At 62.5% G+C, this 22,130-nt stretch carries 18 protein-coding genes; 8 read left to right on the forward strand and 10 right to left on the reverse strand.

Annotation, left to right across the window (positions count from 1 at the left end):
• Positions 1-7: 7 nt before the first annotated feature.
• From ABRP98_RS07600 to ABRP98_RS07610, 3 genes are all read right to left on the reverse strand, one after another.
• A complete protein-coding gene (locus tag ABRP98_RS07600) occupies positions 8-1,780 on the reverse strand; it encodes an AMP-binding protein (protein ID WP_349858430.1) in 1,773 nt (590 codons plus the stop codon).
• Between the two features lie 174 nt (positions 1,781-1,954).
• The gene (locus ABRP98_RS11805; protein ID WP_284854085.1) at positions 1,955-4,201 is read right to left on the reverse strand and encodes an ATP-binding cassette domain-containing protein; all 2,247 of its coding nucleotides are present in this window, start codon (positions 4,199-4,201) and stop codon (positions 1,955-1,957) included.
• Positions 4,202-4,308: 107 nt separating this feature from the next.
• The gene (locus ABRP98_RS07610; RefSeq protein ID WP_284819571.1) at positions 4,309-4,812 is read right to left on the reverse strand and encodes an ECF transporter S component; all 504 of its coding nucleotides are present in this window, start codon (positions 4,810-4,812) and stop codon (positions 4,309-4,311) included.
• A 422-nt stretch (positions 4,813-5,234) separates the two neighbouring features.
• On the opposite strand from ABRP98_RS07610, the gene ABRP98_RS07615 reads away from it, so the two are divergent.
• The gene (locus ABRP98_RS07615; RefSeq protein WP_349858431.1) at positions 5,235-6,509 is read left to right on the forward strand and encodes an IS110 family RNA-guided transposase; all 1,275 of its coding nucleotides are present in this window, start codon (positions 5,235-5,237) and stop codon (positions 6,507-6,509) included.
• Positions 6,510-6,837: 328 nt separating this feature from the next.
• Here ABRP98_RS07615 and ABRP98_RS07620 read toward each other — a convergent pair whose 3' ends face one another.
• The gene (locus tag ABRP98_RS07620; protein WP_349858434.1) at positions 6,838-8,292 is read right to left on the reverse strand and encodes a glyceraldehyde-3-phosphate dehydrogenase; all 1,455 of its coding nucleotides are present in this window, start codon (positions 8,290-8,292) and stop codon (positions 6,838-6,840) included.
• A gap of 63 nt (positions 8,293-8,355) precedes the next feature.
• Positions 8,356-9,351, reverse strand: a complete 996-nt coding sequence (locus tag ABRP98_RS07625) for a nitronate monooxygenase (RefSeq protein ID WP_349858435.1) — start codon at positions 9,349-9,351, stop codon at positions 8,356-8,358.
• A 35-nt stretch (positions 9,352-9,386) separates the two neighbouring features.
• On the opposite strand from ABRP98_RS07625, the gene pth reads away from it, so the two are divergent.
• Positions 9,387-10,034 carry an aminoacyl-tRNA hydrolase gene (gene pth / locus ABRP98_RS07630; RefSeq protein ID WP_349858437.1) on the forward strand — a complete coding sequence of 216 codons (648 nt, stop codon included), beginning with the start codon at positions 9,387-9,389 and terminating at the stop codon, positions 10,032-10,034.
• On the opposite strand, the gene ABRP98_RS07635 is transcribed toward pth, so the two are convergent.
• Positions 10,031-10,723, reverse strand: a complete 693-nt coding sequence (locus tag ABRP98_RS07635; protein WP_005279976.1) for a potassium channel family protein — start codon at positions 10,721-10,723, stop codon at positions 10,031-10,033. The genes pth and ABRP98_RS07635 overlap by 4 nt on opposite strands.
• Positions 10,716-12,068, reverse strand: a complete 1,353-nt coding sequence (locus tag ABRP98_RS07640) for a TrkH family potassium uptake protein (RefSeq protein ID WP_349858439.1) — start codon at positions 12,066-12,068, stop codon at positions 10,716-10,718. The genes ABRP98_RS07635 and ABRP98_RS07640 overlap by 8 nt, the downstream gene beginning before the upstream one ends.
• 117 nt (positions 12,069-12,185) lie before the next feature.
• Between ABRP98_RS07640 and ABRP98_RS07645 the strand changes: the two genes are divergently transcribed.
• Both ABRP98_RS07645 and ABRP98_RS07650 read left to right on the forward strand, forming a co-directional pair.
• Entirely contained in the window at positions 12,186-13,022 is an 837-nt protein-coding gene (locus ABRP98_RS07645) for an SDR family NAD(P)-dependent oxidoreductase (RefSeq protein ID WP_296088434.1), read from the forward strand.
• Positions 13,023-13,046: 24 nt separating this feature from the next.
• Entirely contained in the window at positions 13,047-14,681 is a 1,635-nt protein-coding gene (locus ABRP98_RS07650; RefSeq protein WP_349858441.1) for a peptide chain release factor 3, read from the forward strand.
• A 16-nt stretch (positions 14,682-14,697) separates the two neighbouring features.
• Here the strand turns inward: ABRP98_RS07650 and ABRP98_RS07655 are convergent, their stop codons facing one another.
• Both ABRP98_RS07655 and ABRP98_RS07660 read right to left on the reverse strand, forming a co-directional pair.
• Entirely contained in the window at positions 14,698-16,260 is a 1,563-nt protein-coding gene (locus ABRP98_RS07655) for an aspartate:alanine exchanger family transporter (protein WP_349858443.1), read from the reverse strand.
• A gap of 153 nt (positions 16,261-16,413) precedes the next feature.
• Positions 16,414-17,283: a patatin-like phospholipase family protein gene (locus tag ABRP98_RS07660; protein ID WP_349858445.1), complete on the reverse strand. Its 870-nt coding sequence runs from the start codon at positions 17,281-17,283 to the stop codon at positions 16,414-16,416.
• 75 nt (positions 17,284-17,358) lie between these two features.
• On the opposite strand from ABRP98_RS07660, the gene ABRP98_RS07665 reads away from it, so the two are divergent.
• Positions 17,359-17,757 (forward strand): hypothetical protein, encoded by a 399-nt coding sequence (locus tag ABRP98_RS07665; protein WP_284783379.1) that lies wholly within the window; start codon positions 17,359-17,361, stop codon positions 17,755-17,757.
• Positions 17,757-18,296 (forward strand): gamma carbonic anhydrase family protein, encoded by a 540-nt coding sequence (locus tag ABRP98_RS07670; RefSeq protein WP_284771077.1) that lies wholly within the window; start codon positions 17,757-17,759, stop codon positions 18,294-18,296. The genes ABRP98_RS07665 and ABRP98_RS07670 overlap by 1 nt, the downstream gene beginning before the upstream one ends.
• Positions 18,297-18,303: 7 nt before the next feature.
• On the opposite strand, the gene ABRP98_RS07675 is transcribed toward ABRP98_RS07670, so the two are convergent.
• Complete coding sequence (locus ABRP98_RS07675) at positions 18,304-18,957, reverse strand: hypothetical protein (protein WP_284783375.1); 654 nt, start codon at positions 18,955-18,957, stop codon at positions 18,304-18,306.
• A gap of 183 nt (positions 18,958-19,140) precedes the next feature.
• On the opposite strand from ABRP98_RS07675, the gene ABRP98_RS07680 reads away from it, so the two are divergent.
• Positions 19,141-21,519, forward strand: coding sequence for an MMPL family transporter (locus tag ABRP98_RS07680; RefSeq protein ID WP_349858447.1), 2,379 nt, complete (start codon positions 19,141-19,143; stop codon positions 21,517-21,519).
• Positions 21,512-22,111 carry a TetR/AcrR family transcriptional regulator gene (locus tag ABRP98_RS07685; protein WP_349858449.1) on the forward strand — a complete coding sequence of 200 codons (600 nt, stop codon included), beginning with the start codon at positions 21,512-21,514 and terminating at the stop codon, positions 22,109-22,111. Before ABRP98_RS07680 ends, ABRP98_RS07685 begins: the two co-directional genes overlap by 8 nt.
• Positions 22,112-22,130: the final 19 nt, after the last annotated feature.

Below are 22,130 nucleotides of genomic sequence, written 5' to 3' on the forward strand. Positions count from 1 at the left end.
CATCTCCTCAGAGCAAAGCCTCGAGCTTGCGGCGGAGCTTCTTGCCGTTCGACGCGACGGGCAGCTCGTCGACCCACAGAACCCGGGAGACGGGCACCCCGGCGACGCGCATCAGTTCGGTCGTCGCGGACCGGGCCACCGCCTGTTCAGAGATCGGAGGTTCATCCCCGTCCGATCGCCCGGCACCGGTCGCATCGTCGGCCTTACGATCGGTCGGGGTCCGCCTGGCCAAGAACACGGCGATCTCCTCTTCGCCCGTGGCTGGGTTGCTCCGGCCGAGAACGGCAACATCGCGGTCAAGCGCATTCTCCAGCACGGCTTCCAAATCAGCCGAATAGTAGTTCCGGCCGTTGACGAAGATGATGTCCTTCTTCCGGCCGAGGACGAACAACTCGCCGTCGCGGAGAATGCCCATGTCCCCCGTTGCGAACGCCCCGTCATCGGTGAGCTCGTGCTCCACGATCCCCTCTGCTGTGATCGCGGCTCGGGTCATCGGAGCGCCGGCGATGTGGATTTCACCGACGGTGCCGTCGCCGAGGACCCCGCCCCCGTCATCGCGGATGGTCAACGAGATCCCCGGGACGGCCTTGCCCAAGGCGACGAACTCAGCTCCGGACTCGCTCTCGATGTCCTCGAAACGCTGCCCCGTGGCGATGCCCGTCCGGTCAAGTCGCACCGTGGACAGACCCGAGTAGATGTCCCGGGTCGTAACCAGGAGGCAAGCTTCGGACATTCCGTAGGCGGAGGTCAGGGCATCCTCCCGGAGGCCCATGGCGGACATCGCCGCGAGGAACTTCCGGGCCAATGGAGCGTCGATGGGTTCAGAACCGCTCATCAGCTTCTGGACGTTGGAGAAGTCGTAACCGTGGTCATCCCCGAGGGGCCGGCGCTCGAGATGGTGCAGGAAATGCTTGAACGCGAAGTTCGGGCACACTGTCACCGTCGGCCGGTGCCTGGTCACGGCCTCGAACCACCTCGGGGGATCGGCGACCACCTCGGAAACCGGCAGCAACACCTGGTCGTACCCACGAAAAAGGGCGTAGACGTGGAAACCGATCAGCGAAAGGTTGTGGGTCAAAGGCAGCCACGTGAGCATCTTGTTCTCATACCGGTGCGCGTGGCGTGGGATCGTCGCGCGCAGACCGTTCAGCACGGACTCGTTGGTTACGATGACGCCCTTTGGCGATCCCGTGGAACCGGACGAAAACTGGATGAGGGCTTCGCCGACCGTCCCACCTCGCACCGGGAACGCGGGGACCGCCCCGGCGCCATCCCCGGAATCCACGTCCCCCGCCTGAGAGAAGTTCGATTCAGCATCACCCGGCATCGCCGCACCCGGTTCCGCGGCAGCGTCATTGACGATGGACACGTCGAGCAGCCGGTCCTCGCCCACGACCACGGCACCGTTTGCGCCGGTGAGCAGCGTGTGACTGCGTTCGTCGACCAGGATCGGGGCCCCGGGCATCATGTCCGAGAGCGTCCGCACCCTGTCGACGTCAACCGGGCCCGACACCGGCGGCGCAAGCGCCGGAACCGCGCCGGCGTAGACGCAGCCCCAGAACGCCCGGATGAGCCCGCGGTTCTCCGAAACTTGGAAGATCACGCGATCGCCGGGGCCGATGCCGGCTTCAGCCAACCGAGTCGCAGCCGCCACCGCCTCCGCGTGGACCCGGCCATACGGGACGAAGACGTCCCGCCGATTCTCGACGAAGGTGATCCCCTTTTTCGTCTCATCGGCCTTGTCCCGAAGCACGTCGCTGATGGTCCGGATCGTGTTCATTGGTACCTCTTTCGGTTGTCGGCGCCATGCCGGTGCCGGGCGGACCGGGCCCGCATGGCGTGACCCGGAGGATGTGTCTGAAGGGTTGAAAGGGTGAAGCAACTGGGTGGGGCGCGTCTCCGCACAAGCTCGGAAACGCTCGCGGGCCCGGGACCCGCCGGTTCCGGGTGCCCGTCAAGTCACTGCGGACACCAGGGCGGCGACGAAGGCCGCGGCGGACGCTGCGGCCGCGAACCCGTCACGCACTCGCCAGGGGTGATCGGTGCGGAAGGTGCGCCGCGGATGACGGCCGAAGTTGCGCATCGCCAGGGTCAGGGACAGCTTTTCGGCGCAGCGCACGGCGCTGACGAACAAGGGAAAGGCGATGCACGCGGGCGTCGTCGCGCGAATGAAGCCGGAGCGGAAAGACTGCCCCGGTCGCATCGAGCGCAATCTAATCGCCCATGTCAGATGGGGGATTTCGCTGCGCAGGAACGCCGCGATGCTCACCCCGGAAATCGCTATGGTGCACCATGTGTAGGGAACCCGGAGGCGTTGCACCATGGCGTCGAAAAGCTCCTCGACGCGCATGCACGCGGAGACCAGGACCGTCCCCGCGAACACGGCCGTCAGCAGCAGTCCGTGATGGATGCCGTGGCGGACGGCCTCCGCCGGATCCCCACCGCCGTAGAACTCGGAGCGCCACCCGAGCAGGCCGAAGAACACCCCGATCAACAGGACGAGGAGGACCTTCCCCGCCGTCGCCCGAACGTCGCGTTCCGCGATCGCAGCGAGTGCGAGGAACGCAACCCCCGTCAGCGCGAGAACGGCGTCTCCGCCGGAGAGCAGCCCGGCGACGAGGACGAGCATCACCGCCGCGACGATCGTGATGGCGTTCAACCCCGCGCGCCTCCGAGCGTCGGATTCACCGGTCCAGGGGCTTTCGTCCCCGGACGTCCGTGCGCCGGCCGCGGGCAGTGCGCGATCCCGCCGGGACGACTCCGGGGCAGCCGGCACGTCGGTCGCGGGACCGGACCAGGCGACCTTCCCTTCGGCGACGATGCTCGCCCGATCCGCCCACGTTCGCGCGACACGGCGGTCGTGGCACGTGAACACAACGGTTCCGCCGGCCCCGGCGTATTCCGCCAGCGCATCCAGCACGATGCGCGAGCTCGGCGAATCCAGGTGCGCCAACGGCTCGTCGAGAAGCAGCAAACGGCGATTGGCCGCCACCGCCAGGAAGATGCCCAACCGTCTTTTCTGTCCGCCCGACAGGACGAACGGCGAGACGGGATCAAGTGCCCGGGGGCACAGGGCTTCCCGCAGTTTCCGCAGCTCATCGGCGCCGAGTGGCCCGTGCGGGTCCGTGCCGGCCAGCGCGGAGTCGATTTCCGCGGCGACGGTCGCGCGGGTGAACTGGTGCTCGGGGTTCTGGAACGCCCACGACGCGAAGGCGTCGGGGGCGCGCCGGGCTGGCTCGCCGTCGATCCGGAGGTCCGCTCCCGCCTTCATCTGGCCCGACAGCACCGCCAGCAAGGTGGACTTACCGGCTCCGTTGGTGCCGACCAAGGCATGGATCTCGCCCCGTTCCAGTGTCAGATCGGCCCCGTTCAGGATCCGCTCCCTGCCCCGGGCCACATGGGCTCCGGTCAAGGCCAGCAGTGGAACGGCGTCCGCCTCCGATTCCGGATCGGCGCCATCCCCGGCTCCCCGGGGCCTTCGCCGCCGGTCCGGACTGAGACGGTCCGGTGCCCCCGTGCCCGGCGTACTGGCGTCCGGCGCTCCGGCGGTCGCGGCCGACGTCGCAATGCCCTTCACCGCGATGCCCTCCGGCGCTCCGTGCGCGGCGACGCTCCCGTCCGCATCGAGGATTGTCACCGTGTCGACCCACCCGTCGAACGGGCGGAGGTCGTGCTCGATGAGCAGGATGACGCGACCCGGGGCCCGCAAATCACGGATGGCGGCGAACAGCGACCGGCGACCGTCCTCGTCGACGTGGGCCGCGGGCTCGTCGAAGATCATGACCTCCGGCGCCCTGGCCACCGCACCGGCGATGGCCATCCGCTGGCGTTGCCCACCCGACAAAGCCCACGGATCCTTCTCCGCGAGCTCTGACAGCCCGAGCTCCGATAGGGCCTCGGCTGATCGCTTGGCGACGATGCCGGCTTCCACGAGGGAAAACTCGAGGGCCATGGACACGTCATCGACGACTCGGAGCGTGAGCACCTGCGTCGCCGGGTCTTGCCCGACGAAGGTGACCCGGTCCCCGTCCACGGGGCGTTCGGTGCCGTCGGCATCGACGATGTGCACGAATCCGGCATGGTCGATGGGGATGTGCGAGGGGATCAGTCCAGCGATAAGGTGGGCCAGGCTCGTCTTTCCGCATCCCACGGGTCCCGTGATGGCGTTGATCGTGCCGAAATCGAAGGAGAGATCCACCATGTCGGGTGCCCATCGCCCATCGGCATGCCGCACGCCCGCGCCACTAACCCGTAACCGGGCCGGGGCCGTCCCGCGTGTCGCACCGGCGCACGCGGGTGCTCCGGCGGTCACCGGGTGACCCCGCGGCTGCGAAGCCCCTTTGCGACGGCAAAGCCCAGGACCAAAAACACCAGGCTCGATGCCAAGGCTACGGCGAAGCTGATCAGGGCCATGGGCGTGGTCAGCGAGTCGACGCCGACTGCGCGCGGGGCCATCGTTCCCATCAGCGCGGAGAACAACATCGCCGACGCCACGAACTGGGGACGCGTCCACCGCCGGTACAGGGTGACCATGAACGGAAGCTCGATGAGCAATCCTTCCACAATCAGCGCCCCGATTGCGGCGACGCCGAATGGGGTGGTCGCCGCGGACACGACGCCCATGGCAAGGCATGCGATGAGGCTCGCGCCAGGCTTGCGGACGACGATGAGGGGAACAACGCACTGCAGGAACCACAACCCGAGCGTCGCCGCGACGAGATAAACGTGGGCGATGCCGGCAAACACCTGCAGGTAAGTCAGGGGCACGATGATGAGAGACCCCGCGACGCCAATCGCGGCGGCGACGAGCATGTCGCGGGTGGATGGTCGGCCACCCGCTGCGACTGGTGCGACGTGCACCAACCGCCCGTCATCCGTCTGCGACGCCACCGCGTCCCCGGCTCCCCCTCCGGAGAGGGGTTCTCCGGTCGATCCACGTTTTCCGTTCATCGTCGCCGCCTCGCTTCCGTTGCCGATTCCCGATCGGGAACACCACCTGAACCAGTATTAGGTTAGGCAATGCTTATCGCATTACGCAAGGCTCAATTTACTGACCTTACCCCCCTCACCCCCGTTACCGTGATGGTGCCCCTCACGGGGCGCGGTCACCGGGCCCGGTATGGCTTATCTGCGTGAACATTTCCATAATCCGGGGGTGTTGCCACCGGACACCGGGGACAACCGCTGACAGCTAATAGGGACACGGACCAAACAGAGGTCTCGTCGTAACGTGGGTGCCTGCAACGGATGTCCAAGACACCGGCGACCAGCCGCAACAGAAGGACACCACCATGGAACCGTCCACAACACCCGAAATCATCATCGGCCTCGACGTCGGCAAAACCGGCCACCATGCCTGCGCGCTGACCAACACCGGCGAGAGAATTTACGACAAACCACTGCCCCCAAGACGAAGCCGCACGGCGCGAAATCTTCGCGTCCATGCAAGCCCACGGCAGCGTTCTCATGGTCATCGATCAACCCAACACGATCGGCGCCCTGCCCATCGCCGTGGCCCGCGACTGCGGTTGCACGGTCGGAGACCTCCCCGACCTAGCCATGCGAAAAGCAGCCGATCTCTACCCTGGACGATCAAAAACCGCCGCCGGAATGCATTCATCATCGCCGACACCGCCCGCACCATGCCGCACACACTGCGGGCAGTCGACCGCGACGACGAGACACTAGCAGCGCTGAAGATGCTCGCCGGATTCCACGACGACATCGCCAAAGACGCCACCCGAACGAAAAACCGCCTTCGCAGCGTGCTCACACAGATTCACCCCGCACTCGAGCGCGTCTTTGCAGGCGAGATTCTCTCGCGCACGCTGGTGCTGGACTCGCTCATCCACTACGAAGGTTCGACAAAACTGGCCGCCGCAGGTCGAGGCCGGGTCCTGAAGTGGATGCGCAACCGCGCCAAGAAGGATCCTGCTTCCCTGGTTGACGCAATTTTCGCCGCCCTTGCCGAGCAAACTGTCACGGTCCCCGGCACTGCGGCAGCAGAATTGGTCATTCCCCAGCTGGCGGCGAACATCAAAGCGCTTCTAGCACAGCGCGACACGATCGCCGGACAAGTCGAGGAGATGCTCGAATCGTTCTCTCTTACCCAGGTCTTGATGTCGATGCCCGGCGTAGGCATCGAGACCGCCTCTAGCATCTTGTTGTCCATCGGCGATTGCCAGGACTTCGCCGACGCCGCGCACTTGGCCGCTTACGCCGGCATCGCGCCGACCACCCGGCAGTCGGGTACGTCGGCCCGCGGCGAGTTTCCCACCAAGGCCGACAATAAACAGTTGAAAAACGCGATGTTTCGATCGGCGTGGATCGCGTCGAACTGCCATCCCGCATCGCGCGACTACTACCTGCGTAAACGGGCTGAAGGACAGAAACACAATGCCGCGGTGATGTGGCTTGCCCGGAGCCGCTGCAACGTCATCTATGCACTGTTGACTCGGTGTGAGTTCTTCCGAGAAATCCCTGCTAGAACCATCGCCACGGCTGCGTAGGCCGCTGCGCTGATCACCGCCGGCCCGCACGATGCGGCCCGGCGATCAGTCATGGCTACCCCCATACGATGTACGTGAAAGTCTCGCCTGACTATTGACAATCCACATAGGGACCCCCACGCGAATCGGGACCGAGTGGCGGCCGACCCCTCGGCCCAACAGCGCCCGGGGCCGCGCAGAACCAGGTCCACCAGCGGTAGGCGATAGCGGCCTCCCGCACCGAAAGCTCCGTCCCCCTCCCCTGCCCTCCCCATAGCCTCACCCCCGTGATTTAGGAGGGGGAAGAGGGCGTTCGAGGGCTCAACAGCTCAAGCCCAGGACCGCCGACTTAGAGCTCGTCGATGTGCTTGCGCTTCGGGTAAACACGCGGGCGAGCACCGGCAATCTCCTCAGCGATGCGAACGACCTGGTTGGAGTAGCCAAACTCGTTGTCGTACCAGACGTAGAGCACCAAGTGCTTGCCGGAGGCGATGGTGGCGATGCCATCAACGATGCCGGCATTGGTATTGCCCACGAAGTCGCTAGAGACGACCTCTGGGGAGGCAATGTAGGAAATCTGCTGGCGCAGATCCGAATGCAGGGAGACATTGCGCAGGAAGTCATTGACCTCATCGCGGTCGACTTCTTGCTCCAGCTCTAGGTTAAGCACCGCCATGGACACGTCCGGGGTGGGAACGCGGATGGCGTTACCGGTCAGCTTGCCTTCGAACTCAGGCAGGGCCTTGGCCACGGCCTTGGCAGCACCGGTGGCGGCAAGCACCATGTTCAGGCCAGCGGCGCGGCCGCGGCGCTCGCCCTTGTGGTAGTTATCAATGAGGTTTTGGTCATTGGTAAACGAGTGCGCGGTTTCCACGTGGCCGTGCGCCACGCCGTAGCGGTCATTGATGACCTTGAGCACCGGGGTAATGCCGTTGGTGGTGCACGATGCGGCGGAGAGGATCTTATCGTCATCGGTAATGGCGGAATCATTGATGCCAAAGACGATGTTTTTAATATCTCCCTTGCCCGGTGCGGTCAGCAGCACGCGGGCCACTCCCTTGGCCTTAAGGTGCTGGGACAGGCCTTCCTTATCGCGCCAAACACCGGTGTTATCTACCAGCACGGCGTTGTTGATGCCGTATTCGGTGTAATCGATCGTGGCTGGGTCGTTGGCGTAGATCATCTGGATCTTCGTACCATTGGCCCAGATAACCTGTTCTTCCTCATCCACGCTGATGGTGCCGTTGAAGGCACCGTGGACGGAATCGCGGCGCAGGAGGCTGGCGCGCTTGATGATGTCCCCTTCGCCCTTATTGCGCACCACGATCGCGCGCAGGCGCACGCCGCCGTAAGCGGCTTCGCGGGCGACGAGGATGCGGGCAAGGAGGCGGCCGATGCGGCCAAAGCCGTAGAGCACGACATCGGTTGGGTCGATGTCCTCGCCGGCACCGACGATTTCCGTGAGTTCATCTTCGAGGTAGCGGCGCAGGTCATCTTCGCCCGACTCTTCAAAGCCCAAGAGGAGGCGCCCGACGTCGATGGACGCGGAGCTTAGGTTCATATCCGCTAACTCGAACAGGATGGGCAGGGTTTCTGCCGTGGAGAGCTGGCGCTGGGCAATGCGGCGTCCGTAGCGGTGGGACTTGATGATGTCGATATCGGTCTGCCCCACCAGCGGGCGGCCGAAGATGGTGGCGACGACGTTGTTGTTGCGGTGCAGTTGGTGGATGAGGGGAATCATCTGTTGCGCCAATTCGAGGCGCTCGTTCCAGTCATCATGTCCAATATGTGCGTTCGCAGTCACGAGGCTCCATCCATTTCTATTTCGGGGGTGGCTAGCAATCTTCGCCCCAAATTTTAGCGTGTATCAGTGTTTGTTTTGGCATAGAGAGTCCAGAATGTCTGCGACACTACCCCCGCGGATTTTGGCGGCCGGCTCACCTACGAGGCAGTAGGCTACGGCGTCATCGTGCTGCGCTCGGCGTTCCTTGAGCACGGAATTAAGCATGGGATATACCGGGGGTACATCGGGGTGGGCGCGGGTGTAGTCGTTTTCCAAGCCGCGCGCATGCCGCCCGGAAAAGGCGCGGGTGGATACGGTGGCCCCGCCGCGCTGGAGAAGCTTGCGGTTGTAGTCACTGGTTCCGGCTTCTTTAGTCAGCAAAAAGGCAGAGCCGCACGAAGCGGCAACCACGCCGGGCAGGCTTAATACCTGGGTTACCTCTACTGCCGTGCGCAGCCCACCTGCGGCAATCAGCGGGATGCTCGGTGCGACGGCGTGGACGGCTTCGTGGACGGCGGCGATGAGATCTGGGAGGGGTCGATCATCGGGAAGCGCCGTGCGGTCCCACGTGCCGCGGTGCCCGCCGGCAGCGGGCCCTTGTACGCACAGCGCGTCCACCCCCAGCGTGGCGGCGGCGCGGGCCTCGTCGGGCGTGGTGACGGTGGTCCAAGCCTCGGCACCAGCGGCGTGGATGCGGGCAAGCTGCTCAGAGTCAAAGGCGCCGAACATGGACCACACGACGCGCGCGCCGCCCTGGAGCGCCAGCTCGAGCTTGTCATGGAAGCCGAAGGAATAATCGGGATCCGGCAGCGTGGCACCTTCGGCCGCGGCCAGTTCCGCGGCGGCGGTCAACTGTGTGGGAGTTAACGGATCCTGCGGGCAAAACAGGTTCACTCCGAAGGGGATGCCGGCGCAGGCATCAATCTGGCTGCGGGCGGAGTCCACGCTGGCAGAGCCGAGCCCAAGGGTGCCAAAGGAACCGGCTGCATGCGCGGCGCGCACCAGATCCACGGTGGTAGGCCCGCCCGCCATGGGCGCTGGTATTACGGTTCGTCGCAAAGATTGAATAACCTGGCTCATAGGAAACTACTGTACCGAGCTAGAAAGGCGCATTCGTGGCAGCTTTGAAAGATTTTATTGCCCGGTTTTTCGGCGGGCCCCCGCAAGCGCAGCAGGGGCTGGATCCGGCCGAGTTAGAAGCAGACTGGCTCATCATTGGCCTGGGCAACCCCGGGGCGAAATACGCCGCCACGCGCCATAACGTGGGATACATGGCCGTGGACGATGTGCTGGCCCAAGGCGGCGACGTGCTCGAGCCGGTGCGCGGGATGGACCTCGAGGTAGCCCCGCTGCGCTGGGGCGATACCCGCGTCCTGGCGGTGCGCACGACAACGTTTATGAATCTCTCCGGTGATCCGATTGCCCCGCTGGCGCAAGCTTTGGGAATTGCGGCGGACCACATCATCGTCATTCACGATGAACTAGATCTGCCTGCCAATAAAATTCGACTAAAGCAAGGCGGCAATGAAAATGGGCACAACGGGCTGAAATCGCTGACGCACAACCTGGGCACGCGGGATTATGTGCGCGTGCGCATTGGCATTGCGCGCCCGCCGAAGGGTTCGTCGATTCCGGATTATGTCTTAGCGCCTGTCGATGCCGGCCCCGGCTTCGATACCGCCATTGCGTCCGCCGCCGAAGCCGCCCGGCTCATCGCCACGCACGGGCTCGTACAAGCGCAAAACCGCATTCATTCGCGCTAGGACTGGGAAAATTTCTCCAGCGCCTGTGGGCTGCCGGCGGCGACGATGAAGTCGGTGGGGGCGAGCTGGGTGGCATCGGCAAGCGGGGCCCAAGCACCCTCCGCCTGGCAGACCGACACCAACTGCACGTGGTGGGTGCGCCAAACCTCGCCCAAATCGAGCGGGCGGCCCGTGACCGAGGAGGGCGCGGCCATCTGGGTCACGCCGTAGTACGGGGCGATCTCAGCAAAGTCGCGGAAGCGCCCGCCCAAGAGGTAGGCTACGCGGCGGCCGGTATCGCGCTCGGGGCGGATGACGTGGTGGGCGCCAATCTGGCGCAGGATGCGCTCGTGGGCCTCCGAATTGGCCTTGGCCCAAATATCTTTGACCCCCAGCTCCACCAGGTTGGAGACAGTGAGGATGGACGCCTCCAGGTGCGAGCCGATGCCCACGATGACCCGCTCCACCTCGTCGATGCCCAGCTGGCGCAGCGCCGCCGGATCGGTGGTATCGGCCGAAATGGCCTCGGTTAAGTGCGGCGCTCGTTCGCGCACGATCTTTTCATCGGAGTCGATTCCAAGGACCTCTACCCCATGGCCCATGAGCTCGCTAGCCAGGGAGCAACCAAACCGCCCCAAGCCAATGACGACGACAGGGGCAATGTCGAGGGTGGCGCGGGAGTGGCCCAACGCCTTAAAAATGCTAGCCAATGAAGGGCCTTTCTTCGGGGTAGCTATAGCGGCGACTGAGGTTCTTGGCCGCCAACGCTGCTACCAGGGTGGTTGGACCAACGCGGCCCAGGTACATGATGAAACACAGCACGATTTGTGAGGGTGCGGACAAGCTGGCGGTAATCCCGGTGGATAGGCCCACGGTGGCAAAGGCGGACATGACCTCAAAGGAGACCTGATCACCGCTAAATTGCGGGTCGAAAAAGCGCAGTGCCGCCACGCCCAGGGTCACCACCAGCACGCCAGCAAAGCTCAATGCTAGCGCCTGTCGGGTCACACTATGGGGAAGGCTGCGGTGGTAGATGGAGGTCTTTTCCTTGCCCAAGAACTCAGCGGCCATGGCGGCCAATAGTACGCACGCGGTGGTGACCTTGATGCCGCCGGCGGTACCGGCCGAGCCGCCGCCGATAAACATCAAGATATCGGTGCCCATGAGCGTCACCGGGTGGACCTCGCCGTAGTCAAAGGTATTAAAACCGGCCGTGCGCGGGGATACGCTGGTAAAGAACGAGTTGAGGAGCTTGTCGCCCCACGCCATCGGTGCCAGTACGCCATTCCACTCCGTCAAGGCAAAAAATATCGTGCCGGCCACAATGAGCACGCCGGTTGCCGCCAGCGTCATCCGCGCGGTAATAGAGATGCGACGCGTCGCCTCCGACCCGCGCCGCAGGTGGCGCATCAATTCCGCCCAGACTGGAAAACCCAGCCCGCCGCCAATGACCGCTCCGGCCAGCGGCATTAGTATCCAGGCATCGCCCACAAAAGGCACGAGGTTATCGCTATTGGTGCTAAACCCGGCGTTATTGAACGCCGAAATGGCGTGGAAGATACCCTCCCATAACGCGCGCGGGAAGGAATACCCGTAGCCCACCATCAGGCGCGCGGTGACCGCCACCGCGATAATGCTTTCTACCACCGCGGTAAAGGCGAAGGTAAAAATCAGGGTGCGGCGGATGCCACCGGCGAGGATGGGCCGGCTTTCATAGGCGCCGGTCTTGCGCGCCTTAAAGCTAATCCGGCCGGTCAAGAGCAGTCCGGATAGCGAGGCCAGCGACATAATCCCCAAACCGCCCAGTTGGATAAGGGCCAAGATGACCACTTGCCCGGCTGGACTCCAGAAACTGCCGGTATCAACCACGACCAGCCCGGTCAACGAGACCGCGGAGGTCGCGGTAAAGAGGGCGGATAAAAACGAGGCGCGGGAATCTCCCGCCTCGGCGAACGGCAGCAATAACAAAACCGTTCCTATCAGGATGAGCAGTAGAAACCCGGTGGCGGTTAGCCGCGCTGGTCCCCATTGCCGCAGAAAAAGCAGGCGCTTCACAAGCCGGAAGTATAGACCTGTCCAGCCCCACGCGGAACTGTGCGGCGCGACGCCGCGGACAAATATCACGAACGAATGTCGCGGACGGATGTCGCGTCCATAGCTAGAATCTAGCCTATGACTTCGCCGTACTCCGCTGCTAGGACCATCGTGATCACCGGGGCATCGTCAGGCATTGGTGCCGCAGCCGCCCGGCAGATTCACCGCACCCGCCCGCAGGATAACCTCGTCATCATCGGCCGCAATCCGGACAAGACCAAGGCCGTTGCACAGGAAGTGGACGGGCAGTATTTCCTCGCCGATTTCGAATCGCTTGCTGAGGTCCGCCAACTGGCTGATGACCTGCAACAACTAGAGCGCATCGATGCCTTGGGCAATAATGCCGGCGGCATCTTCGATGGCCCTACCATGACCGCTGATGGGTTCGAGCGCACGTGGCAGGTCAATGTCGTCGCACCTTTCCTTTTGACATCTCTGTTGCAAGAAAAGCTGCGCGATAGTAGCGCCACCGTGGTCAATACGGCGTCGTTGGCCAATATGCTGATCTCAAATTTCGATCCGGCGGATCCCAATACGCTGGAGCATTTCAGCCCAGAGCGCGCATACGGCAATGCCAAGCTAGCGGATATCTTGCTCGCCCGCTTTATCGATGCCCACGGCATCAACGCGGTGTCCTTTCACCCAGGCGTTTTAGCCACCGAGTTTGGCAAGTCCTCTAAGGGGCTGACCGGCAAGTTGTACTCCGGGGTCATCGGCAAGGCCTTTGGCACCGCAGAGGCCGGCGGCGAGAACTTGGCCTACTTCCTCACCGGCACCGAGGGCATCCATTTTCAGTCCGGGGAATACTACAATAATAAACGCACGCTGGGCGTGCAGCGCCCGATTGCGAAGAATACCTCTGTGGCACACCGCGTCTTTGAGGATCTGGGCCGCCGCCTCAATGTGGAGTGGTAGCGGGAAACCACTAGACTATGGCGCATGAGTTCTGTCGCTTTTGAGGCCTCGCGCCGCCGCACGTTCGCCGTTATCGCCCACCCGGATGCCGGTAAGTCCACGCTGACGGAGGCGCTGGCGCTGCATGCGCACGTGATTAATGAGGCCGGCGCGGTCCACGGCAAGGGCAACCGCAAGTCCACCGTGTCTGACTGGATGGACATGGAGAAAAACCGCGGCATCTCCGTCGTCTCGTCCGCGCTGCAGTTTGAATACGCCCCGGAGGGACACGAGGGCGAGCCTTATATGATCAACCTGGTTGATACCCCAGGTCACGCGGACTTTTCGGAGGATACCTACCGCGTGCTCACCGCGGTAGATGCCGCAGTGATGCTTATCGATGCCGCCAAGGGCCTCGAGCCACAAACCCTCAAGCTCTTCCGCGTTTGTAAGGCGCGCGGGCTGCCCATCGTCACAGTGATCAACAAGTGGGACCGCGTGGGCCGCGAGCCACTCGAGCTCGTTGATGAAATCGTAAACGAAATCCAGTTGCAGCCCACCCCGCTGTACTGGCCGGTGGGCATCGCGGGCGATTTCCGCGGCCTGGCCCACATCAATGATGACGGCGAGGCCGATAACTACATCCACTTCATCCGCACCGCCGGTGGTTCCACCATCGCGCCGGAAGAGCACTACGATCCTGCGGCCGCTGAAGAAAAGGAAGAGGATGTGTGGGAAACCGCGGTAGAGGAAGCCGAGCTGCTTGCTGCCGATGGCGCCCTGCACGATCAAGAACTTTTTGAGCAGTGCGTGACCTCCCCGCTCATCTTCGCCTCGGCAATGCTGAACTTCGGTGTCCACCAGATCCTGGATACCTTGTGTGCCATCGCCCCAGCGCCGCATTCCCGCGAATCCGATCCCAAGGCCGTGGAGGCAGCCACCAGCGCCATCGATGAAGTCCGCGAGGTAGCCGATGATTTTTCCGGCGTCGTTTTCAAGGTGCAGGCGGGCATGGACCAAAAGCACCGCGATAACCTCGCGTTTATGCGCGTGGTCTCCGGCGAATTCGAGCGCGGCATGCAGGTTAACCACGCCCAATCCGGCCGCAGCTTTTCTACCAAGTATGCGCTGACGGTCTTTGGCCGCACCCGCGATACCGTGGATACCGCTTACCCAGGCGATATCGTGGGCCTCGTCAACGCGGGCGCGCTAGCACCCGGTGACACCATCTATTCCGGCAAAAAGGTGCAGTTCAGGCCCATGCCCCAATTCGCCCCGGAGGCCTTCCGCATCTTGCGCGCGAAATCGCTGGGCAAGTACAAGGCCTTCCGCAAGGGCTTGGAACAGCTCTCGGCCGAAGGCGTAGTGCAGGTCCTGCGCAACGATGCGCGCGGTGATGCTTCCCCGGTCATGGCGGCGGTCGGCCCCATGCAGTTCGAGGTCATGCAGGCCCGCATGGAATTCGAGTACAACGTCGAAACCGTCACCGAGCCCATCCCCTACTCCGTGGCGCGGCGCACCGATGCCGAATCCGCACCGGAACTCGGCCGCCAGCGCGGCGTGGAGATCTTCACCCGCCAAGACGGCGAGCTCATCGCCCTATTTGGCGATAAGTGGAAGCTCGCCTTCATTGAAAAGGAACACCCAGAGCTGACCATGGAGACCTTGGTCGCGGATTAATAGAGCGGCTGCCCCGTCAGAGCAGCATGACCGGGATGACCACGATCTTCATGAACTGCGCCACCACGATGGTGGAGGTATAGCCGGTAAGGATGCGCGAATCCGAGCTGGCACCCGTGGCGTAATTGACCACCGCGGGCTGGCCAAAAAGCCCGGAAATGCCGCCTGAGGTGCGGGTTTCGGATTGCCCCATAAAACGGCTGGCCACCGCGAAAATCCCGATGATAATAACGGCGATGATCGCGGCCAGCACCATGGATTTCAGACCCATCCAGGAAAAGGCGGTGGAGACAAAGGCCTCGCCGGAGGACAAGCCCACCGAAGCCAAGAAGATGGCAAGGCCCCACTGCTGGAATGCCGTATTGATCGGAGACGGAATCTGCCACGGAATGCGGCTGGTGCGGTGCAGGGCGCCGAGGACCAGTCCGGTGATCAGTGGGCCTAACGCGAACCCGAGCTCGAAGGACGCACCACCAGGCAGCGGAATCACGATGAGGGAAATCAGGTAGCCGACGGTCAGCCCACCGCCGAGTGCTACCCAATTAAGCTGCGAGTATGCCGTTACGGAATCACCAAAGTAATCGCGGACATCGCCCAAGCGGTCATGCTTGACCACGATTTCTAGGGCATCACCAGATTCCAAGTGGGTCTCGTTGGTGGCAAGGAATTCCTCATCGCCGCGGCGCACCCGCACAATCCGCGCGCCGTAGCGCGAAAAGAGGTTTAACTCCTTGACCTTGCGGCCCTCGATATCCTCGTTGGAGATGGCCACGGTCTCATTGACCAGGCGCTTATCCACAAACGGGGTTTGGGGCTGGCGCTTTCCCAGGGCACCCGTAAGCTCCTTAGCTTTAGCCTTGGTCACCAGCACGCGCAGGACATCGCCGCGGTGCAATTCCGGGTTATCGCCCGGCACGTCGATATCGCGGCCGCGGCGGATGGTGGCGATGATGAAATGATCCGCGAATTTCTCGCGCAGCTCGGCATAGGAAATATCGCGGGTGACCTTAATCGTCCGCGAGCGGAAAATCTTTTCCGCCGAGTGGTCTTGGTCCTTCTGCGCGGGCCAACTATGCCGCAGGATGAATGCCACGAGGAGGATGGCCACGGCCACGCCGACTGGATAGGCCAAGGAATAGCCCACGGCGGGCAGCTCCTCGCCGGATTGCTGCTGGGCCACGGCCAGCGATGCCGTGGACGTCGTCGCGCCGGAGAATACGCCGGTCACCGCCAGCGGCGATAGCCCCATGAGGCTGCCTATGCCCAGCGCCGCAGCCGCCGCGACTATTACCGCCACCGTAGCGAGCAACATGTGCTTTAGCTGGGTAGAAAAGCCCTTGAAGAAGGCCTCGCCGGCAGAGAGCCCCTGCATATAGATAAAGAGGCCCAAACCCAGCTCCTGCAAGGAACTGAGGATATTGTCATCCAGATCAATAAAGGATCCGAAGGCTAAGCCAACAAAAAGGGTACCCGCCGCACCGAAGCGCAGCGGGCCAAAGGGAATCATGCCAAAAAGCGTGCCGAGCACGATCATGAAGAAAATGCTCAGCCAAATATTGCCATCAAAAATCGCTAACACGCTGTGCAATCTTAGGAGCTTGGCGCGATTTAGCTAGCTGAGAAGGCTTGGCACCGTGCACCGAATACCGCCATTAGTGCAGCGCACGCGAATATCCCACCTGATGCCACAGAGAATCAGGAGGGCGATCTCACACCACCGCCCAGAGGTGAGCTAATCCAGCAGGAATTCTTTCCACTTCGGCCACTCGGCATGGGTTTGTGCCCTGCCCGCTTGATAATTCGCGCGCAGCTTATCCACGTTGCGCTCGGTGGAGGTCACCTGCATGTCTTCTGGGAAAAACAGCTGCGCCTTGCCCTGTCGCTCTAGCTTGAGGAGCCGGTCCTTGGCCGCGTTATAAATGGGCGGGCGGCCAATGAGGGCATCGGCAATAGCGGGGTACTTGCGGAAGATGCGGCGGGTAATCGCCGGGCGCGCCACCTCAGGGCGGACATACCCGCGCGGCTTGGAGCCGATGAAAAGGAATTTTTCGTAGCCAGCCTCTTCCGCCTGCTCGATGGTAATGCCGCCGGATGAGCCCAAGGCGCCGTCCACATAAGGCGAGCCATCGATGATGCGGATGGGCATAAGCAGCGGCAGCGTAGAGGAGGCGCGCACCCGCACATACAGATCTTCTGGTTCCTTCACATCATCGCGGGTCCAATACACGGATTCGCCGGTATCGGCCCGCGCAGCGGCGAGCACCATATCCGCTGGGTGCTTGCGGTACGCATCCCAGTCAAAGGGCATATCCTTATCCGCGGAGCGCTCATAGATATATTCCGCATTGAAATAGCCATTGCCGCGCACCAGCGAGCCCACGCCGCCAAAGCTGGGGTTATTGACAAAATCCGTGAAGGATTCCTCCGCGCGCTTGGCATCGTGCGAGAGGTAATTGACCGTGTGAGAGGCGCCGGCAGATACTCCGCCTACCCATCCAAAGGTGACGTTTTCTTGGATGAGTTTGACTATGCAGGCGGCGGTATAGGAATTGCGCATTCCGCCGCCTTCGATAACAAGGGCGGTGTTGCTGGCATCAATCATGGTCTCCCATAATACGCGCGGCGATGTTACGGCGGTCAACCCCGCTTCCTGGCTGCGCGGCTAGACTTAACGGCTATGGGATTATTGGACGCTCTTGCCAAACTTACCGGGAATGGGGCGCCGCACTTGGCGCGGCCTGATTCCGCCGCGACGACCGTGCAGGTGGACCGGCTAGATATTAGGACCGCCGGCCAGCTGATCATCATTATTACCGGCCAGCAGGGCGCGCGGGCCCTTGCTGAGCTCGCCGGTTCGCGCGAGTCCGCGACCCTTATCTCCCCCACCACCACGGCGCATTTTCCCGCCGTGACGAAGGATATGCTGCCGGTGAAAGACCCCAAGCACGGCTGGATCATCCCCATCACGCCGACGCTGGCGAGCGCGCTTTCTCAGGCCGAGCTTGCAGGGGCATCGCTTGCCGATGCCCCCAGCGAGTTCGAGCTGTCCCCCAGCCTCGCGGTGGTGGTGGAATAATGCCTATTTATCCCTTCCAAGGCGCGCGCCCGCGCATCCACCGCAGCGCTTGGATCGCGCCGAATGCCACCATCATTGGTGATGTGGAAATCGGCCCAGATTCTTCCGTATTTTATGGCTGCGTGCTGCGCGGCGATGTCGGCCCCATCCGCATTGGCAGTAGATGCAATATTCAGGACAATAGCGTTATCCACGTGGAACGGGAGGCGCCGTGCATCCTTGAAGACGATGTCACGGTAGGCCACATGGCCATGCTCCACGGCACCCATGTGGGCGCTGGCAGCCTGGTGGGCATGTCCGCTACCCTGCTATCTCGCTCCACCATCGGGCCCGGTTCGCTCATCGCCGCCGGCGCGCTGGTGCGCGAGGGCGCGGAAATCCCGGCCCGTTCCTTGGCCGCCGGCGTCCCGGCCACCGTGCGTCGCGAGCTTTCCGCCGAGCAATCCGCGGCGTTTATCCCGCACGCCGCGCGCTACGTGGACCTTGCACAACAGCAGTCTGCCTCTGAGCTCGCGCTTGATGATGTCTACTTTGACTAGCGCATCCCTATAGGTTCACGACACCCATGATGATAAGGAAGGCGGCAACTACATAGCCGCTGATAAGCGCAACCCGCGTGCTGTTTTCGCGCGCCGCCGCAAAGACTCGGCCCGCAGCTGAGTCTGGGTGGGCGCGCACCACGGCGATGAAAAGGCCACACACCACCGGCAGGGAAAGCGCCAGGGTGGCGTACCAGAGAAGGCCGCCGTATTGGGCGGCGAGCGACAGATCCTCGGTGGCTAAGAACATGAGGCCAAAATAAAACGGCACGGAGGTCAGCGATTGCACCACGCCCATCACGAACCCGATAAGCACGGTGGTGATAGAAGGCCTGCGCAGCGGTTGCAGCATGCGCCCGATCAAAGCATTGGGTTTTCCCTGGGAATGCCAGGCGGCAAAGGCCAGGGCGATGCCGACGATGATGAGGATGCCGCCGGCAATCGGTGACTCCAAAATGGCCGCTATCTGTTCGCGCACGCCCAATAGGACGAACATGACCACGGCCGCGGCGGTAAGAACTCCCAACCAATCGCCCAGGATGACTAGGCCGGCAATCCAGCGGTACTTCCCGCGCGGGAGCATGATGCCGATGGCCACGAGGATGCCAATGAGCAAGGCATTGACCGAATCCAAGAGAGCGAAACTTACCGCGTGAATCATGCGCGATAGTCTACCTATCCTTCGCGCCACCCTGTGCACTCTGGTCAGGGCTGGGTTATAGGTCACATTAAAGAGCTACTATGCCTACCTGCACCTTATTTTGCACCATTTCCGCAAGATTGCATAGACTATGCAAGGTTTTAGAAGCAGTGCCCACACCTCTCACGCATAAAGGAGCTCACCATGTCCAGATTCCTCTACCGGCTGGGAAGCTGGTCCTACCGCACGGTATGGCCCTTCCTTGCCTTCTGGCTCATCGTCTTGGTGGCGATGGTCGGCCTCACCGCCGGCTTTGCCAAAACCCCGAACCCCAACTTCGCCATGCCGGAGATGGACTCCACCACTACTCAAGAAGAGATGATGGAGCACTTCGATCAAGATACCGATGCCATGAGCGCCCCAGAGGGCACCGTGGTCATCCAGGCCCCTGCGGGCAAGGAGCTGAGCGATGCTGCCGTTGCCGGGGACATCGACAAGCTGCTCCAAGATCTCAAGGACACCGGTGCGCTGAAGAACGAGGATGAGTTGGTCAGCCCGGTCCTCGCCGCCGCTGGCATGGAAAAGCAAATGGGCGAGCAGATGCGGGCCCAAGGCATGCCCGAAGAGCAGGTTGCGAAGAACCTGCAGCAGCTTTCCCCGCTGAGCGAGGATAAGACCACCGGCACCGTCACCATCGCCTTCGATGCCGCTGATGTCATGGACATCAACGATGACGATATGGCTGCGGTAACGGATGTCCTGCACGAGCATGACGGCGAAGGCCTCTCCGTTAAGTACCAGGGCAATGCCTTTGCGATGGCCGAGGCTGGCATGAATGGCAGCGCCGAACTTATCGGCATGGTGGTTGCCGCCATCGTATTGCTGGTGACCTTCGGCTCCTTCGTAGCTGCCGGCATGCCGCTGATTTCCGCCGTCATCGGCGTGGGCATCGGCATCCTCGGCGTGCAGCTGGCCACCATCTTTACCGATACCGTCTCCGATATGACCCCGACGCTGGCCTCCATGATCGGCCTTGCCGTGGGCATCGACTACGCCCTGTTCATTGTCAACCGCTTCCGCAATGAGCTCATCACCTCCTCGGGCCTGAATAACCTGACACCAAAGGAACTGGCCAAGGAACTGAAGAAGATGGATAAGGGAACCCGCGCTCACGCCATGGGCATGGCGCTGGGCACCGCCGGCGGCTCCGTCGTCTTCGCCGGTACCACCGTGGTCATCGCCCTGGCGGCCCTAACCATTATCGGCATTCCATTCCTGTCCACCATGGCTATTGCCGCCGCGGGCACCGTGGTCATCGCCGTTCTAGTGGCCAATACTTTTATCCCCGCCGTGCTGGGCCTGCTGGGCACCAAGATCTTCGCCGGACGCGTGCCCGGCCCCAAGGTTCCAGACCCCGAGGACGAGAAGCCAACCATGGGCCTGCGCTGGGTCCGCCGCGTGCGCGCCCACCCGTGGCTGCACCTAGGCGTAGGCGTTATCGTGCTTGCCATCCTGGCCATCCCGTTTGCGAATATGCGCCTGGCTATGCCTACCGATGGCTCCGCTAAACCCGGCACCCCGCAGCGTGAGGCCTACGAGATGTCCGAGGAGGCCTTTGGTCCAGGCCGCAATGCCCCGATGATCGCCTTCGTCAATGTGGAAGACGTCTCCGAACAAGACCGCATGCCGGCCTTCCAGGATCTGCTCCACAAGTTCAACGACACCGAGGGCGTGGATAACGCCCAAATCATCCAAACCACGGATAATGGCGATGCCGCCCAGATCATGATCACGCCGACCACCGGCGCAACCGATGAGAAAACCACCGAGACCTTGGAGCGCCTGCGCGAGTATCAGGGCGAATTTTCTAAGGACGGCGGTTCCTACGGCATTACCGGCATCACCCCGATCTTCGACGATATTTCTGAGCGCCTGAGTAGCGTGCTCGTACCGTACGTGGCCATCGTCTTGGGCCTTGCCTTCATCGTCTTGATGCTGGTCTTCCGCTCCATTTGGGTTCCACTCATTGCCGCCGCGGGCTACGGGCTTTCCGTGGCCGCCACCTTCGGCATCACCGTTGGCATCTGGCAAGAGGGTATGTTCGGCCTCGTCAACGACCCGCAGCCGCTGCTATCCTTCCTGCCCATCATGCTCATCGGCCTAACCTTTGGCCTGGCCATGGACTACCAGGTCTTCTTGGTCACCCGCATGCGCGAGGGCTACGTCAGCGGCAAGACCGCCGCCAACGCAACCTCGAATGGCTTTAAGCACGGCGCGCGCGTGGTCACGGCCGCAGCGCTCATCATGATTTCGGTCTTCGCGGCATTCATCCTGATGGACGAGCCATTCATTAAGACCATGGGCTTTGCCCTGGCAATGGGCGTGCTTATCGATGCCTTCGTTATCCGCATGATGGTCATCCCCGCCACCATGTTCCTCTTGGGAGACAAGGCGTGGTGGTTCCCTAAGTGGTTGAATAAGATCGTGCCTAATATGGATATCGAGGGCGAGGCCCTACACAAGGAGCGCGAGGCACTCATGCGCTTTCAGCACGACAAGGTAGGAAAGGTTCATCGTGACTAGTTTGCGCGAATCCAAGAAGCGAGCAACGCGGCAGGCCATGTCTGATGCCGCGGCCCGCCTCGCCTTGGACAGCGGCGCTGAGGCGGTCACGGTCTCCAATATCACCAGCGCCGTCGGGGTCTCCCCGCGCACGTTCCACAATTATTTTTCTTCCGTGGCGGATTCCCTCTTGCACTACACCGCGGATGTCCTCGAGGCATTCGCAGAGGATATCCCCACCGCATTTCCCAGCGAGCCCATCTCTACGGTCTTGGAATACACGCTCATTGATGCCCTAGACAATGAAGACATGGAGCTGCGCTCGCTGCACAGCCTGTTCAAGATCGGCGAGGCGATGGAAAACCTCAGCCACACCGCCGAGGAAAAGAAGAAATTCGATAGCGTCACGCACCGTGTCGTCGTTGCCTTTCAAGAGCGCTACCCCGTATATTCGGCCTTCGAGCTCACCATCATCTTGAACGCGTGTGGCAGCGCTGGCAATGCCTGCCAGCAAGAGCTGAAAAGGCGCTGCGAAATGGGCAGGACCCCCAGCAAAAGGGAACGCGATGAGCTGGTCCACCACGCCTTTGCCACCCTGCGCGGCCTCGTATGAGGTTTCAGTATCCTCGTAG

Source organism: Corynebacterium sp. KPL2838 (assembly GCF_040225455.1).
GTDB lineage: Bacteria > Actinomycetota > Actinomycetes > Mycobacteriales > Mycobacteriaceae > Corynebacterium > Corynebacterium rhinophilum.

What these genes read in the sequence shown, in the direction of transcription:
- ABRP98_RS07600 (WP_349858430.1), bottom strand. Translation starts at nt 1,780, where the DNA reads ATGAACACGATCCGGACCATCAGCGACGTGCTTCGGGACAAGGCCGAT.
- ABRP98_RS11805 (WP_284854085.1), bottom strand. Translation starts at nt 4,201, where the DNA reads ATGGTGGATCTCTCCTTCGATTTCGGCACGATCAACGCCATCACGGGA.
- ABRP98_RS07610 (WP_284819571.1), bottom strand. Translation starts at nt 4,812, where the DNA reads ATGCTCGTCGCCGCCGCGATTGGCGTCGCGGGGTCTCTCATCATCGTG.
- ABRP98_RS07625 (WP_349858435.1), bottom strand. Translation starts at nt 9,351, where the DNA reads ATGAGCCAGGTTATTCAATCTTTGCGACGAACCGTAATACCAGCGCCC.
- ABRP98_RS07645 (WP_296088434.1), top strand. Translation starts at nt 12,186, where the DNA reads ATGACTTCGCCGTACTCCGCTGCTAGGACCATCGTGATCACCGGGGCA.
- ABRP98_RS07650 (WP_349858441.1), top strand. Translation starts at nt 13,047, where the DNA reads ATGAGTTCTGTCGCTTTTGAGGCCTCGCGCCGCCGCACGTTCGCCGTT.
- ABRP98_RS07660 (WP_349858445.1), bottom strand. Translation starts at nt 17,283, where the DNA reads ATGATTGATGCCAGCAACACCGCCCTTGTTATCGAAGGCGGCGGAATG.
- ABRP98_RS07665 (WP_284783379.1), top strand. Translation starts at nt 17,359, where the DNA reads ATGGGATTATTGGACGCTCTTGCCAAACTTACCGGGAATGGGGCGCCG.
- ABRP98_RS07670 (WP_284771077.1), top strand. Translation starts at nt 17,757, where the DNA reads ATGCCTATTTATCCCTTCCAAGGCGCGCGCCCGCGCATCCACCGCAGC.
- ABRP98_RS07675 (WP_284783375.1), bottom strand. Translation starts at nt 18,957, where the DNA reads ATGATTCACGCGGTAAGTTTCGCTCTCTTGGATTCGGTCAATGCCTTG.
- ABRP98_RS07680 (WP_349858447.1), top strand. Translation starts at nt 19,141, where the DNA reads ATGTCCAGATTCCTCTACCGGCTGGGAAGCTGGTCCTACCGCACGGTA.